Here is a 15,934-nt window from a genome sequence, read left to right on the forward strand (position 1 = left end):
CACCACCGTCGCGAGCATCCGCTTGGACCGGTGCGCCTCGAGGACCGGCCCGAGGCGGAGGTTGGTGAGGACGTCGCCGTTGGTGGCGACGACCGCCTCCTCCTCCGGGGGCACGTGGGCCAGCGCGAGCCGGAGCGCGCCCCCCCGCCCCAGGGGCTCCCGCTCGATGGAGTAGCGGATCCGGACGCCGAGCCGCTCGCCGTCGCCGAAGTAGGACTCCACGACCTCGTGGCGGTAGCCGCACGAGAGGACCACGTCGGTGATGCCCTGCCCCTGGAGCCACTGGAGCTGGTAGCTGAGGATCGGGATCCCCATGATCTCCACCATGGGCTTGGGACGGTCCTCCGTGAACGGTCGCAGGCGCTCTCCCTTGCCTCCAGCGAGCACGATGGCGAACATTGGCAGAGGCCCCCGAGGCTCAACCTTATGATCGATGACGGCTATAGCCTGATCATAGCATACGTGCCCGCTCTCGCACCCATATGGACACCCGCGCCTTCATATCCGTCGTCACACCAGCCCAGGAGACTGCCTTATCACCATCTCGAAACCGCTATCTTCGATAGGACTATGAGCACATTGGACGGCTCAACCGCCGCTCTCAGAACCTAAAACCGCGCATCACGATTGATGCGATCCCAGTTGGCCTTAAACCATTCCCACGTCCTCCGCAGTCCGGTCTCAAAGTCGACGGAAGGTCGATACCCGAGGAGACGCTCGGCCTTTTCGACAGACGCACACCGGCGCGTGATGCGATCCCATGGACGTCGTGAGACATACCGAACACCAGCAGGATTCCCTGTAAGTTCGTTAATGAGATTCGCCAAGTAATTTACGGTCACCTCGCGTCCGGAGGCTAGGTTCACCGCCTCTCCCACGGCGGCCTCGGCGACACCTGCGGCCAAAAGTCCCCTGACCACGTCGTCAACGTATGTAAAGTCCCTGGTCTCCTCACCGGTTCCCGTAATGGGAAGGGGTTCTTTGCGCATCGCCCAGTATAGGAAATTCGGGATCACATTCCTATATCGGCCCGGAATTTCACCCGGGCCGTAGACGTTAAAGAAACGCGTTCGGACAACGGGCAGCCCGTAATAGCCGCAGAAGAAGTTACTGTAGAGCTCACCCAGGAGCTTGGTGATCTGGTACGGCGTGTCCAAATTGAGGGACACGAAGTCCTCCTTCAATGGCAGAGGAGCCTGGCTCCCGTAGACCGAACAGCCTGAGGACGCATAAACGAACCGGCGGACTCGTGCCAAGTGGGCGAATTGGAGCACCTTCAGGGTCCCCAAACCATTGACCAGAAGGTCCTGCTCCGGGTGCTCAACCGAATTTTGGTTGGCAAAAAGGGCGGCCAGGTGGAATACGTAATCCGGACGGTCGGCGAAGACCATCCGCAAAGTCTCATCATCGAGAATGCTCCCCTGGACAAATCGAACAGCAGGATGGTCAGGCACATTCCACCTGCTAGCCGACGAGAGATTGTCCAGCGCGACAATCCTGGCCGCTCCTCTTTCGACAAGTGCGCGGACGAGATTACTCCCAATGCATCCAGCTCCACCCGTGACGAGAACCGTCGCGCCAGTGTAGGAATCATTGGTGGTCATCCTCCACCCCCGGGGACCCTTTCCTTGTCTTTCTCAAGAAACGAAGTAATATCTACAGGCACAGGGCCTCCCTTCCGAGCAGATTCGAGTACCGCAATACAGGTTGCAACGTTCGCAACGTAGCTGGCAAAGTCCACAGGAGGGGGTTTCTCTCCCCGGATTGCCGCGAGCCACTCCGCTAGTTCCTCCCGGTAGCCACGTTCTGACTCCCACCGCCGGATCCTTCGGGCGCGGCCACGTCGAGTGAGCGTGGCCACGCGGAAGTCCTCCAGACTGCAGGCAATACCTTCACCTTGGATGTCCACCCGCTCGCGGGACACCCCGCGATCGGACCCGTCGACGTAGGAAATGAGACCGCACGAACCATCCGCGAATACAATTATGGTCACAAGAGAGTTTGCCACCCCATCCGGGCTGATCCCTCGCGCAAAGACCTGGACCGGCTCGCTCCCCGTAACGTATTGAATCAGATCTATAAAATGACATCCCTCAGCAAGCCACCGCCCTCCTCCCTCCACAGGGTCGTACACCCAGTGGCCGGGGGCAAGAGTCCCGGCGTTGACACGGTACACGACAACAAGGGGACGCGTATTTCCCAGGAATGTCTTGATTTCCTGGACGAGCGGGGAGAAACGACGGTTGTGCCCGACCATCAGCACACGAGGGGAATGCATGTACGCTTGGATGACTTCCTGCAAGCCGTCGACTGTAATAGCAAGGGGCTTTTCGACGAAGACGTGCTTGCCCGCCCGGAGCGCTTCTGCTACAAGCGCAGGATGCAGATCATGCCGCGTCGCTATTATGACGGCCTGCACCTCATCATCTCCAAGGATCTCTTTAGGGTCTGTGGTAGCGTATTCAAACCCGAAACGGTCTCCCGCCGACCGAGCCGAGCCGCCAGAGGCTGCAGCTATACCCCGAAGTCGCAGGGCGGGAATCGTCCTCAAGGCGGGGAGAAGGATCGTCCTGGCGAACAAGCCCGCACCGATTACGCCGATACCTATCGAATCCTTGACCGTAACCGTCGCCGGACGGAGAACAAGCGTGTGAGGGCCAGTAAACGAGGTTTCCGCAGATCGGTCCTCGTACGTTAGGAGGATCCCGAGGTGGGGCTCTTTCCTCCGACCGCGGAGCAGGTCATAAGCCTCCCGGGCCCGTTCAATAGGGAACCTATGAGTGATGAGAGGTTCAACCCTTACGGTCCCCCTCGCCACCTCGTCAAGAAAACACCCGACATTGCGATCGGCGGTCCACCGCACGTACGCACGTGAAAGTTCAGCTCCACACTTTTCATCGTCGGCTTCCTCGCTACCAGGGCCAGACGCCCGTGATAGAAGGAGCGTGAGTTCCTTCTGCCAAAAAGGACGACGCGGCACCCTCATCCCTGTGACCCCAACCATTACTACCCTGGCTCGAGGTCGGGCCAGCTCGGCGGCCAGCTCCAATGGCGCGTCGCTGGCCGTAGATGCCGCAACGAGGACCGCATCGACGCCGCTCCCCTCCGACAGCAGCCTTGCGGACGATACGGCATCGTCAGGGGAGTCGGTGGCAACATCAGCTCCGAGGGTGAGGGCTAGTGCAACGCGATCCTTAAGTGGATCAAAGGCAAGTACCCGGCACCCGGCCACGCGTAGCATCTGGAGCGCCAGCTGGCCGACAATCCCGAGCCCCAGGACTGCTACGATCTCTCCTAGCCCCGCTCCCGCCCGGCGAATGCCATGAAGCGCAATCGCCCCCAACATCCCGAAGGCTCCCGCCTCCCAACCGATTGCTTCGGGAAGACGGACACAAAGCCGACGGGGAACCGCTACGACCTCCGCGTGCGAAGCCCATCCCGCGCCAGAGCACGCCACGCGGTCTCCCACTTTGAGATCATGCACCCCGGGCCCGGTCTCCAACACCACGCCTGCGCTACTGTAGCCCAATGGCAAAGGGGTCTCAAGCCGCGACCATGCCTCGCGGACTGTCGTGCGCACGCCATCGCGCCTCATCTTGTTGAGGATCTCACGGACGAGGTCTGGACGCGCACGGGCCTTGCCAACGAGACCCTGAGCCGCGAGGGTCAAAACCATGCGCTCCGTCCCTGAACTGATGAGCGAAGCCCTGTTCCGGACAAGAACCATCCCCGGCTTGGCCTGTGGGATGGGCACATCCACAATTTCTACGTTTCCCGTCCGTGGATTGACGAAAACCTGCTTCACCGCTTATCCCTCGGGGTCACACCGGATACGGGCGGAGTCCCGTTTGGCCCTCCAGCAGACTCAAGCAGGCCAACCTCCGAAACCTCCGCCCCGAACCGCTCTCGCTCAAGGACTTTAGCGTCAACCAACAACCGAAACCAAAAAGCTTGAAGTCCGTGGTAAATCAGACCTTCCCGACCGTCGAGGAATCCTCCCCGAAGAAGGTACCGGTAGAGGAAATAGCCGAGAGCCCGGTATCCAGCGGGCAGGCGTCGGTACACTCTCTCGTACCACCATCGCGACCTCGCTTCCTGTTCGGTGCACGGCCGAGACGGAATGAAATCTCCTCTCCTCTCATCGCCCAGCTCCAAGGCAGCCAGTTCGGCGTACTGGAGATGTCGGGCTACCCACCGCTCCAACCCCCGACGGTCCTCGTGCACGAGGTCGAAGTGGAGGCGCCGGGTCAGCCCATCCACCACGAGGTGTTCGTCGAGCAGACGGTTTTCACACCGTGCGCGTCGGTGTCGAACGATGCGGAGGAGCCACACAGGGTAATAACCACCATGCCGAAGCCACCTACCCAGGAAGATGAACCGACGCTTTACGTAGAGCCCAGCGACCTCATCCGGCAGAGACGTCAACGCCTGGGAGATCTCGGCCCGAAGCTCCGCACTCACCTGCTCATCGGCATCGAGGAACAGCACCCACTCGTGCCCAAAGGGCAGGTTGCGGAGGGCCCAGTTCCTCTGGGCAGCATATCCGCTAAACTCATGGGTGACAACCTTGGCGCCGACAGCCTCCGCAAGGGAGACGGTTCGGTCCGTACTCCCTGCGTCAACAACCCACACTTCCGCTGCCCACCCCGTGACGCTGCGGAGCGCGTGGAGGATGTTTTCCTCCTCGTCTTTGGTGAGGATCACAACAGCCAAGGGCACGGACGGTATGTCAAGCGACCCAGCGCCCGATCGCTGCCCTGTCAGCGAGTTTGCTGTTGCCATAACGGGCGGCCCCTTCTAGGCCATCGCCCTGCAAGGCTGATGAAGACGGACGCCAGAATCAACCGCAGATCGAGCCAGAGGCTCATCCGTCTCACATAGAGGGCGTCGTACTTAAATTTCTTCTGCCGACTAATGTCCCGGGGGGCATAGATCTGGGCCAGCCCTGTCAGCCCCGGACGGACTGCGATCCTCACGTGGTAGTTGGGAACTTCCTCGATCTGTCTGTAGCGAGATCGGGGATCTACCTCGATTTCGCGGGGAAGGAGAGCGCGCGGCCCGACGAAGCTCATCTCGCCCCTCAGCACGTTGAGAAGCTGTGGAATCTCGTCAAGGGCCGTCGCCCTCAAAACACGCCCAACCCGGGTGATACGGCTATCATTCGCCGTCGCCTGTCGATGCACCCCGCAGTGAGAGTGATTGTACATCGTGCGGAACTTAAGCACGCTGAAGGGGACTCCCCCCTGTCCCACACGAACCTGGCGTATGAAGACGGGGCCGCGGTCCTCCACCCAAACGGCCAGCGCGATAAGAATACAGACAGGTGCAAGCAATGCCAACCCCAAGATTGAGAGCAGAACATCCAGTGGTCGTTTCAACACGTACCCGTAACCGTTCACCCTGTCTCGGTAGGGTTCCCGGATCCCCGAGCGCCTCATCGACGTTCGGCCCCTAAGACGACCGAAGAATATCGCCGCCATGGTATACTCACTTAGAGCCCGCTAGAGAGTTATCCTTCGCGGAGGCTCGCGTGAGGTCCTCGACCAGTCGACCGTAGATCTCGGTCGCCGCCCTCCGGGAGAAGTGGGTCTCCACGTACCGACGGCCTGCCTCCCCCATCGCCCGCCGAGATGCGGGATCTCGGGCGAGAAAGAGCACGGCGCGGGCCAAGGCCTGGGAATCGCCCGGCGGGACACAAATCCCTCCTCCCGAATCCTCGACAATTTCGCGGGCGTCGCCGGGTGGCACCGCTGCTACGATTGGCCGGCTGGCCGCCATAATTCCTGCGATCTTCGAAGGCACGACCGGCGTCGCGACGGTGGCCTGCAACGTTACCAGGCAGCAGTCAGCCGCCTCAACGAGGAGAGGATACCGCTCGACCGGCTGAAATGGGAAAAACCGCACGTTAGTGAGACCCCGAGAGCGAGCGAGAGCCTCGGCCTCACGCCTCCGGACGCCGTCCCCCACCAGCACGAACACAATCCCCGGCTCGTCCTGCAAGCGAGTGGCCGCCTCAATAATAATCGTCATGTCCTGGGCATAACCCATGACGCCCGCAAAAAGGACCACGAAAGAATCCCCAAGTCCCCACTCGGCCCGATACGGATTCAGTCCACCGCGACCAACGTGCGATGTGTCAACCCAGTTGGGGACAACGGTGATTTTCCCTTCCGGCACTCCACCTCGGATCAGAAGCTCGCGGTTCCCCCCCGAGTGAACAGTAATAGCCGCAGCGCTGCTATAAGCGCGCCTCTCCATCCATCGGAGAACCGCTACGACGATCGGGTTCCTGACAATGCCCAAGTCGATGAGAGTTTGAGGATAGAGATCTTGGACATTCAAGATAAAGGGAGATCTCCAAAGACGACCGAGCCCCTCCGATGCTAACGCAAGCGTCAGCGGAGGCGAGTAGGCGATAATGAGATCATGACGCTCCTGGCGCGCTCCTGCTGCGAACATCAACCCGGCAAGCGTAAAATGCGTAATGGCCCGCATCGCTGGGAGAACTTTGACGAAAGGAAGCACAGGGATACGAACAACATGAACTGCGCCGCGCTCCTCCCGAGCTACCGCTGCGGAGAAGGTGTCCATTTCAACGTGTTGGGGGGGGTACGGGGTGATCACTGTCACATGGTGCCCCATCCCTGCAAGATCTTCCGCCAACTGTGACATGAGAACAGACACACTTCGGACCTCGGGCAGATAGTGAGGGGTAAGGAGCATAATCTTCATCGGTCCATCCGGCCGATTAGACGCCAAGAGAAACAGAGAACTCAGGTCCTATGACGCAAGATCGCACGGTATGCCTCCACGACGCGGTCGCCGTAATTATCCCAGCTCCACGCGCGAGCTGTTTCCGCCGCCGCCCTCGCCATAGCGTGCCGTTTTGGAGCGTCTTCGTAGAGTTCCATGATAACCCGCCGAAGGGCCTCCGAATCCTGCGGAGGAACAATTCTTCCCTTGCGGCCATCCACGATAATATCCCCCGCCCCAGTATTAGGGGTTACCACAACCGGAACACCGCAGGCCAGAGCCTCCAGAACTGACAGACTGAGTCCTTCCTCAAGCGATGGGAGAACGAATACCGACACCTGCCTGTAGATTTCAGGTAATTTGAGATGCGAAACCGGTCCCAGGAACTTCACATTCCCCGGAAGCTTCCGAAGAAACGGAATTACATCCAAGGGGGGTGCCCCCACAAGCCATATTTCAATGTTGGTCGTGTTCAAGCGGGCCGCGGCGTCAAGCAGATACGGCGTACCCTTGCGCAATCCGAGGCCAACTGTCAGAACACGGAATGGCAATGCCCTGCTCTCCCCCGGCGAGAAGAAATCTACATCGACGCCGTAAGGGATGCAAATGAGCCGATTCTCCGAGAGACCCTCCTGGATGAAACTCCGAAGGGCGAACTTGCTTGGAACACATATGTAGTCAGCCTCCTCGTACTCTCGGAGCTGAAGATCCAATAACCGCCTATCACCCGGAGGCACTACACATCCCCATTGCTTATACTCCTTCTCGAGTATTCTCCACTGGGTCCGCACATGCACCGAGCCCCGCTCCAGAACGGTGCGAATCCCCATCCTCCGTGCCGTGCGGAGGGTTCGCAGGGAATGTCCCGCCCACGTCACGAGGATATCGCATGCCGGCAAACGTGAAGCTGCCCAGCGGTCAAACGATACAGCCTTCAGGTAATCCCCAATCGCCCAGAGGAGCCCCATCCTGCGTGGCACGCGCATTAAGATCTCCGGGAGAGAATTCACTACTATTAGTCTCCCGTCAATGCGCTCACCCCTCAGCGGTCTGTGGGTCGCCAGTAGTCGAACAAGGTAGCGCCTCCGGTTAAGCTGTTCAGCTAAGCGGAACGCATGGAACGTCCCCGCAACAGCAATTGCAACTCTCATGTTCGGCCGTCACCGGAGTGAATCGTCTCGACCGTATCATCAAGCAAGAACTCCGGCTCCTTCTCGGGAGCACTACCTTTGAACCCATTGACGATCGCTCCTACTTGTTCGCGGAGTTGCTCTCGGTCCACGAGCAGAAGGCAAACCACATATAAGCATCCCACAATGAATAGAGTCGCAGCGTCGCCCAGCCTACCCTTCCAAGCGAGCACGTGCAGGCCGCGGACAATGGCAACCGCCCCTCCTGCCAGTGCCGCGCAAACGAGAGGACGGATGTAGCTACGTATGTTGAGATCAAGTACCAAATCGTGTATCCCCCGGTAACCAATCACCAGCCCTCCGATCTGGCTCAGCATCATGACCGCCGCAGCTCCTTGCGCACCCGCCAACCGAACGGCAGGAACCAGTAGCCCAAGTGTGAGGAGGACCTGAGCGAAGCGAAGACAAACCGCTGCACGAAGTCGACCCACCCCGGTCAGGAGGACCTTCAGATTGTCTACAAGAGGAAATAGGAAACCAAATATAGCAAACCATGGCAGAATCAACGCAACGCCGCTCCACCTCTCTCCGGATCCGTACAACACGGAAACGAGTTCGCGGGGAAACAACATGAGCCAAAGAAGGTAGGGACATAAGAGGCGAACTAGAAGACCGTGCGACAACTTATAGGTGTAGGAGAGAGTGCCACGGTCATGTTGTAGACTCGAATAAACAGGATAAGCTACTTGCACGGCACCGAGAGACACCGCGTAATGCCCGAGCTCACCGAGGTATCTGGCCCGATCATAGAATCCTAAGCTGGCTGTCCCCGCAAGGATGCCCAGGATAACCGTATCGCTACGGTACCATAACGTTTCCAGAGCCCTCCCCACGAACATCTGCCGGCCAAATTCCCATAAACGGCGCGCAGTCTCACGGTCATACCCACCGGAGTACCTCCATCCGCTCGCAATACGCATTCCCAGGAACGTGATGACGGAAAGCACCGCCTCCCGACCAAGTAAACTCCACACCCCCGCTCCAGCGTGAGCTAAGACAAGCGTCACAATAACCGATGCCAGGGTAGCAGAAAGTCGAACGAGTGCGATGGGATAGTAATCCAGTCGACGCTCTAGAAGGGCCGAGTAAACGTAGGAGATAACGCTAATGTTCCGGACAGCGAGCAGGGTAAAAAAGAGAGGTACGAACCGCCCCGGGAAGTGGGCACTGGCGAGAAGGGCGACCAATGCCCCGCCGAGCATCAACATCCCATACAGCTTCAAACTGAGAACGTAGGCTGTCTCTACGATCTTAGGAGCTCCCCACATCTGAATGACGCCTTGCGGCAAACTCGCCCCAGTAACCAGGGAAAGAAGCTCTGCGAGGGAGCCCGCTAGAGCAAACTGCCCAAAATCCTTCGGGAAGAGGAGCCGGACAAGAAGAAGGTTTAACCCGAAATTGAGGAGGAATGATAAGTAGCTAGCCCCACTGAGCCATGCCGCTCCTGCGAGCGCACGTCGGGCTCCGCCGAGAGGCTTCATCCGTCACCCTCATTCTCCGACGGACACCCGATCATTTCGTCGGCGCGTAATTCAGCTCGATTCTCGCGGAGAAAGTGGAGTGCCTCGCAAACACCCTCCAAATCCGCCTGGAAAGAGTAACGGGCAATGATCTCCCGAGACAGGCGCCCCATCCTGGCACGCAGTTGGCGGTCACCAAGTACGATTTTGAGCACCCGGGCAAGAGCAGCCACGTCGCCCACGGGATAAACAAAGCCGTTTTCGCCCGGCCTAACTAAATCTGGCGCGGCGCCCACTCTGTCGCTGGCAATCACCGGAAGTCCGAAGCACATGCCCTCGTTAAGAACCAGTCCCCAGGGCTCATGATCTGAGGGCAGAACTAGGATATCAGCGGCCGCGTAGTATCGAGGAATCTGCGTCTGATTGACAAATCCAGTGATCGCTACCCATTTTGAACCCCGTGCTTCAGCCGCTGAGATCAGTCGCTGACGCTCCTGGCCATCTCCAAGGTACAAGAGTCCTGCGGGGGTATCCCTCACCACCTGAGTATAAGCCTCCAACAAGTCTAGCGGACGCTTTCGAGGGACTAACTTCCCCACGTAAAGGACAATGGGTAGCCACCGGGGCCAGCCTAGTTCATCACGAAGATCATTAGCCGCGTTGGTCAGCCGTGCAGCCTCAGCGAAGAATCGATCATTATCAACCGCATATGGAACGAAAAATATCTTCTCCTCGGGAACTCCGTAAAATCTGTAAAACTCCCGGTTCAAAGTTCCGATCGCCAACACGGCCGTCACTCGTTGTAGGAGATACTTAAGCAACACAGATTTAACAATCCTCACCCACAGCGGCCGTGCGCTGTGAAGGTTCGATTCACCTCGCAGGAAAAGCGGCGTGTGGCTGAGCCACGATCCGATAAATGCAAACCATTCCGTAAGGTGGGCATATCCATGAACAATAACAGCATCATACTGACGCCGCATCAGAATTCCAAAGATACCGGGATGGATAAAGCGTAGGAAACCACTACTCGACGGAAAGGGTGAATAATTTCGAAGCGTACTCCAGGGGTAACCTTCAAGCAACGGGATGTCCCACTGCACAGGCTGTCCGAACTCTGGATCATACCGGACGCCCGGGTGCTCCATGTAGTACACATGGAGGGCAATCTGGGGATGCTCGGCCATACGTCGCAGCAGAGGCACCTGATATTGGATAGGGTGAGATACCAAATAGGCAATTCGGAATCGCTTCATATCTTCTCCGCGACCGCCAGGAGATTGGAAGTGAATACACCGCTCCCCGCCGTCCCCTGTTCAACAAGAAAGTAAAGGCGAACTATCTGCTTTATCATCTTCCAGATTATCCAGCGAACAGCACTGGCAGGACCATGGATCCAGGGCTCAAGAGCATATACCTGAATGTTTCCGAATCCCGCGACCTTTAGAACCTGCTTAATGCTTGAGGGAGTGAATGCAATCTCGTGGGTAAAATCTCCATAGAGAATCCACGACACAAAGGGGGAGTCGGCGTTGGGCGTACGCAGCAAAATTCGACCTCGAGGACGTAGCGCCTGATATGCAAGGTCAAGAAAAAGTAGAATCTCATCCTTCGTAAAGTGCTCAATAACATCCAGCGCAACGATCATATCAAACTCTTCGACATGTGCCGGAAGGTACTCAAACAGGTTCGCCACCTCAACATCATCAATGCCAAGATGCCTCGCCAAGGTGACCTGCTCCTCTCCAAGATCGATACCCTGCACCTCTCGGTATCCCCGTCCTCGTAGGAACGAAATGAAATTTCCCGCACCGCACCCCACTTCCAGTATTTTTGCGTCTTTCGACGTCGGCAGGTACCGTCCATACAAAGCCGAAAATAACCTCGCATCGTGGTCCACCTGGGAACGCGTGAACGATCGGCATGCTCCCAGGTGGGAGGATACGTAGGTCCTGTAGAATCGCTCTCTAAATCGCATAGTGAGGTTGTCTTTCATTACCATCCGTGGGTGATGTGGTAGAGGTCCTGTAAAAGTTGACGGCCTGGGCTCCCCTAATGGGGGCGGGAGACACCAACTCCTTGCGGAGCAGAAAGGGAAACCCAAACCCATGCCCAGGATAGCACCGAGCGCCAAGATTCGGGAAGAGATCGCGCGGCTGCTCCACGACGGCGTGCCGGAGGACCGGGACGTGGTGGGGACCCTGCTCCGGGTGGGGGCTCAGCGGTTGGCGCAGGAGCTGCTCGAGGAAGAGGCTACGGACTCCCTGGGCCGGGACCGCTACGTCCGTCACCGCGGCCCCGAACCCCATCGCGGGTCCCGAAACGGCTACGAGCCCGCCCAGGTGCGGACGGCCGAAGGCGACATCCCGTTGCAACTCCCCTAGGTCCGGTAGACCCTGGTACCCTCCCAGTCCCGGCTCCTCAGCTTCTTGCGCGGCCCCACCGATGTCCTCGACCGCCTGGTCGCCGAGATGGATCCGCGGGGGCTCTCGACGCGCGACATCGAGGACACCTTCCCCGACGTCCCCGGGACCAGCCTGGTCAGCGCGAGCGTGGTGAGTGCCGTCACCGTGCGCCTGGGGGAGGAGTCCCAGGCCTTCACCCGGTGCGACCTGTCGGGCTTTGCCGTCGAGTACCTGTTCATGGACGCGGTCTAGGAGTCCCTCCGGCTCCAGGGGGGCGGTGTCGAGGGCCTCTTGGGCGCCTGGACGATCCTCGCCGATGGCCGGCAAGTCTTGCGGCACCTGCCCTGGGGCACCACGGAGAGCGACTGCTGCGGGCTGGGGATGCTGCGGAACCTGGTCCGCCGCGGCCTGCGCCCGCCGGTGAGCCTCACGAGCGACGGGGGGCCGGGGCTGCTGCGTGCGATCAAAGAGACTTGGCCCACAAGCCTGCGGTTCCGCTGCTGGGGGCCCAAGAGGCCGAATGTGCTGGACAGGATGCCCGACGCGGCGGGGGCCGAGGTTAAGTCCCCTGTCGTCGCACTCCACGGCGCGCCGACCTATGAGGAGGGACGGTAGACCGCGCTGGCGGTCCCGGCGCGCTTTGCGCGTCTCTACCCGACGGCCTTGGCTACGCGCCGGGACGATCTGGAGGCGCGTCTCGCCCCTCTGCGCCTCCCGGGCGCGTACCGGAAGTCTGCGCGGACCGCGAATGTGATCGAGCGGAGCGTCCTGGAAGAGCACCGACGCACCAAGAGCATCCCGTGGTTCCTCGATGCGCGGAGCTGCCTGAAGCTCGTGTACGCACCCCTGGTGCGGTCCAGTCAGCGCTGGCAGCGGATTCGCATCATCGACGCGGAGCGTACTCACCTGTTGCGCCTCCGCCAGGATCTGGGCCTTCCGCTCCACCGGGCGTCTGCGCTCATGAACCAGTAGCACCACAAGACGTCTCCAGAAGAGGAGGGGAGTGGCGCAGCATGCATCGCGCCCAGGCCGTTGGCTCTTACAGGAACTTTCGAACTTCATCCCATCCGCATTCATAATGAGCTCCCAAGATGCGAGAAGGACCGGACCTCTTTCCAATTGGTGCCTTTGTTCATCGCGTGACCCATATGGAACCGCGCGAGTCCACTACAAGTCGCAATTAGCTAATACCACTTCCTACATCCGCTCTATTGCGAATTCTTTCCGATCCGAAAGTCTCCCTCCTACTTGGCCACGGGTGATCTCCAGACAAGCTATTGATAAGTCTCTAGTACTAGTGTGCCCGGCATGCTGTTCTCTCGCAGGTTAAAGACCTGCCGGTCCAACTGGATGCGGACCGTAGCCGAAAAGGGGAGGGTGTCCCTCGCGAGGCGGAATCTGAAGGACCTGAGGCAAACCACCAGGCCGCAGCCGAGGCTGTCGAAGCCAGGCGAACCGGTCGGCGCGAACCGCTGGAGGCCCGACTCTGCTAGTACTGGAGGAAGCGGCATCCAGAGAAGACCAGGGGGATCAGTCGTGGGTGCGGGCAGTATGGTGGGACAGAGAGCAGCATGACCCGGAGAGGCCTGATCGCGTCCTGTGCTGGCGAGGTTCGGTCTCGTTCAGGCAGGTAGGCGAAGTATAACGCGGGAGCGGAAAAGCGGAGCCGAAGCGCGCTCAGGAATCGGGTGGCTCCATAGTAGTGATGACGGCCTGGGAAACCAGGCAAGAGCGAAGGGGGCCAGCTCAGCTGAAGAGGCGGTGGTGAGGAGAGAGTGGGGGATGGTGTCTCCTTGGGAGCAGCCACCGAACCTAAAGAAGACTCACCTCTCACATCGTTCTCTGTCCAGGGCGTTAGCCCGTGGATGGTTTGACCGAAGGCTGAGTTAGAGCGGCTTAAGGGAGATCCGTACGAGCCGTTCGGCAGAGGGGTCCCAGGTGATCCCTGGTCCTACTCGACCAGCCACACTTCATTGTTGACCCTCGTGGAGTCGCGCCACGCGGCGTTGGTAATGACAGCGTTGGGCGCGTGCTTGGTGGCGCCGCCGCCACGTCGACCATCGCAGGGTGTGCGCGAGATCCGGCGGAGTGCTCCAGACGAGTCGACACAGGAGATGCCGCACTTCGGGGAGCGTCAACGGGAGCACGGCGGCGAGGCTCACGGCTTCGCACGGTGTGGCTGTGCGCGTCCGCGGCCCCCCTTTTGCCCGCTGTCCGAGCGGGTCTGCGCACGCACCACGGTGAGGTACGCATGCGCCAAGAGGGCCAGGGTAATGTGACGATACCACCCGGTCCACCGTCGCACCTCGTACTGATCAAGGCCCACGTCCCCCTTGGCCTGCGCGAACGCCTCTTCAATCGCCCACCGGACCCCGGCCACGCGGACCAGCTCGCGTAGCGGCGTCGCGGCTGGGCCCCAACAGACATAGTAGGCCAGGTCCGTCGGCTCCGTCAGACTCCGGCGGACCAGGAGCCAAGAGCCGGTCCCGGGCTCGCCCACCGGGCGCAGGGGAACCCGCGCCCACTCATACACCCGCGGCCCCTTGGCCCCCGCGCCGGCGCTGAGCAGGTGCCACCGATTCGCCGGTACGTGAGCCGCCAGCGTGGCCACCGCTATCTGGGCGGGGCCTCGGGCGGTGAGGACCCACACGCGCTCGGTGCGCTTGCAGGCCAATACATAAGGGATGCGCCGTTGCTCCAACCACAGACGGAGGGCCCGATCGTTGCCGTAGACCTCGTCCGCCGTGACCCAGCGCGCCGGGATGTGGTGCGCGAAGGCCCGCTCGAGCATGACGCGGGCTATCTGGGGCTTGGTCCGAAACGGGACCTCTGCGGGCACCCCGGCGTCGCGGCGCCGCGCACTGTCCTCGGCCCACTCCTGGGGCAAGTACAATTCCCGGTCCACGAACGCATGCCCCCGCAGGCTGACATATGCCAGAAACACCCCGATCTGACAGTTCTCGATCCGCCCCGCCGTGCCGCTGTACTGGCGTTGCACCCCCACCGACTTGGTCCCTTTCTTCAGAAAGCCCGTCTCATCCACGACCAGCACCGCCTGCGGGTCTCCCAGGTGCTCGACGACATACGCCCGCAGATCGTCGCGCACGGCGTCCGCATCCCACTCATAGGTCGCCAGCAGACGCTGGATCCCATCTGGGGTCGGATCGCCCACATACTCCGCCAGTTGCCAGCCGTTCTTGCGCTCGATGGGCCCGAGCAACCCGCGGAGGTAGGCCAACGCCCGTGCCCGCGGCTCACGACGCGCAAAATGCGGCGCGATGCGGGCGTGCATCCGCTCCAACCCTGTCGCCCAAGCAGCGACTTCTTCCGGTGTGGGGGATTCCTTCAGATGCCGTGGCCCGTGCCCTGCAGCGATGGATGCCATGATGAGGGAACACCTCTCTGAGCGCAATGTGTGCAACGAATCTCTCCCAAACTATACCATGGTTTTAACTGCGGCTGTAATACTAAGATCCTGAGGTCCTGGTCGAGGAGACTCCTGTACGGTTCTCGGATCTCCAGGGCCCTTAGCCAGGCCAGACCGGACTTCCCAAACAGGTCCGTGAAGGGAGGCTCGAGGCCCTGCTTGGAGAGATAGGAGTGAATGCGGTTCTTCACAGCAGTCTGGAGGTATACCAGAAACGCCCGGTGCCGCAGGATCTCGCGCAGATCCCTCACTTCCCTGGGAGGGATGTAAGCCTGGGGGACGAGGTCGGCCCTGCCCAGGTGCGCCAGGATTGTGGCGTCGATCCGGTCGGTCTTGATCTTGGCAGAGGCGATCGCCTTGGTCTTCAGAGGGTGAGCCAGCTGGATCTCCTCCACCCACCCCTCCAGACATTCGTAGGGGTACTGCCAGTTCCCCGTGGCTTCCATGACTACCCGGATCGGTCGTGGAAGCCCCTGGAGGAAGGAGAGGAACTCCTCCCTGCGGGTTCGCAATCTCTCATTCCCAAGGACCTCTCCTGTTTCCGTAGAGATGGCCCGACACCAGGAATACCTCCGTCCGAGGTCCATGCCGATCACTGTCCCGCAAAACCCAGAACCCATACTCCGCGCCCCCTTTCCGTGGTCGCTTTTAGTCGTATTGTATGCCACCACTCGGGGCACGGCGTTTTCATGGTATCAG

The 15,934-nt window shown here is 60.2% G+C and carries 12 protein-coding genes and 2 pseudogenes; 1 reads left to right on the forward strand and 13 read right to left on the reverse strand.

The features are described 5' to 3' along the window. From VKV29_RS06490 to VKV29_RS06540, 11 genes and pseudogenes are all read right to left on the reverse strand, one after another. Positions 1 to 399, reverse strand: a 399-nt coding sequence (locus tag VKV29_RS06490) for a nucleotidyltransferase family protein (RefSeq protein ID WP_324200492.1), incomplete at its 3' end; no start/stop codon positions are given. Positions 400 to 608: 209 nt separating this feature from the next. After that, complete coding sequence (locus VKV29_RS06495; protein ID WP_324200493.1) at positions 609 to 1,604, reverse strand: NAD-dependent epimerase/dehydratase family protein; 996 nt, start codon at positions 1,602 to 1,604, stop codon at positions 609 to 611. Beyond that, positions 1,601 to 3,346, reverse strand: a complete 1,746-nt coding sequence (locus tag VKV29_RS06500) for a bi-domain-containing oxidoreductase (RefSeq protein WP_324200494.1) — start codon at positions 3,344 to 3,346, stop codon at positions 1,601 to 1,603. Before VKV29_RS06500 ends, VKV29_RS06495 begins: the two co-directional genes overlap by 4 nt. Before the next feature lie 90 nt (positions 3,347 to 3,436). Then, a pseudogene (locus VKV29_RS15370) lies at positions 3,437 to 3,727 on the reverse strand (alcohol dehydrogenase catalytic domain-containing protein); the annotation flags it as partial. Positions 3,728 to 3,801: 74 nt separating this feature from the next. Then, complete coding sequence (locus VKV29_RS06510; RefSeq protein ID WP_324200496.1) at positions 3,802 to 4,782, reverse strand: glycosyltransferase family 2 protein; 981 nt, start codon at positions 4,780 to 4,782, stop codon at positions 3,802 to 3,804. Next, complete coding sequence (locus VKV29_RS06515) at positions 4,761 to 5,378, reverse strand: sugar transferase (RefSeq protein WP_324200497.1); 618 nt, start codon at positions 5,376 to 5,378, stop codon at positions 4,761 to 4,763. The genes VKV29_RS06510 and VKV29_RS06515 overlap by 22 nt, the downstream gene beginning before the upstream one ends. A 109-nt stretch (positions 5,379 to 5,487) precedes the next feature. Further along, positions 5,488 to 6,732, reverse strand: a complete 1,245-nt coding sequence (locus VKV29_RS06520; protein ID WP_324200498.1) for a glycosyltransferase family 4 protein — start codon at positions 6,730 to 6,732, stop codon at positions 5,488 to 5,490. Positions 6,733 to 6,773: 41 nt separating this feature from the next. Further along, complete coding sequence (locus VKV29_RS06525; protein WP_324200499.1) at positions 6,774 to 7,904, reverse strand: glycosyltransferase family 4 protein; 1,131 nt, start codon at positions 7,902 to 7,904, stop codon at positions 6,774 to 6,776. Further along, entirely contained in the window at positions 7,901 to 9,424 is a 1,524-nt protein-coding gene (locus VKV29_RS06530; protein ID WP_324200500.1) for an oligosaccharide flippase family protein, read from the reverse strand. Before VKV29_RS06530 ends, VKV29_RS06525 begins: the two co-directional genes overlap by 4 nt. Continuing rightward, entirely contained in the window at positions 9,421 to 10,590 is a 1,170-nt protein-coding gene (locus tag VKV29_RS06535; RefSeq protein ID WP_324200501.1) for a glycosyltransferase family 4 protein, read from the reverse strand. The genes VKV29_RS06530 and VKV29_RS06535 overlap by 4 nt, the downstream gene beginning before the upstream one ends. Positions 10,591 to 10,655: 65 nt before the next feature. Then, a complete protein-coding gene (locus tag VKV29_RS06540; protein WP_324200503.1) occupies positions 10,656 to 11,513 on the reverse strand; it encodes a class I SAM-dependent methyltransferase in 858 nt (285 codons plus the stop codon). A 319-nt stretch (positions 11,514 to 11,832) separates the two neighbouring features. Between VKV29_RS06540 and VKV29_RS06545 the strand changes: the two are divergent. Then, positions 11,833 to 12,780, forward strand: a pseudogene (locus tag VKV29_RS06545) (transposase). Positions 12,781 to 13,966: 1,186 nt separating this feature from the next. On the opposite strand, the gene VKV29_RS06550 reads toward VKV29_RS06545, so the two are convergent. Then, positions 13,967 to 15,100 carry an IS701 family transposase gene (locus tag VKV29_RS06550; RefSeq protein WP_324200504.1) on the reverse strand — a complete coding sequence of 378 codons (1,134 nt, stop codon included), beginning with the start codon at positions 15,098 to 15,100 and terminating at the stop codon, positions 13,967 to 13,969. A gap of 53 nt (positions 15,101 to 15,153) precedes the next feature. Beyond that, positions 15,154 to 15,822, reverse strand: coding sequence for an IS110 family transposase (locus VKV29_RS06555; RefSeq protein ID WP_324200502.1), 669 nt, complete (start codon positions 15,820 to 15,822; stop codon positions 15,154 to 15,156). Positions 15,823 to 15,934 lie beyond the last annotated feature (112 nt).

Origin of the sequence: Chthonomonas sp., assembly GCF_035294165.1 — a bacterium.
Classification (GTDB): domain Bacteria; phylum Armatimonadota; class Chthonomonadetes; order Chthonomonadales; family Chthonomonadaceae; genus Chthonomonas.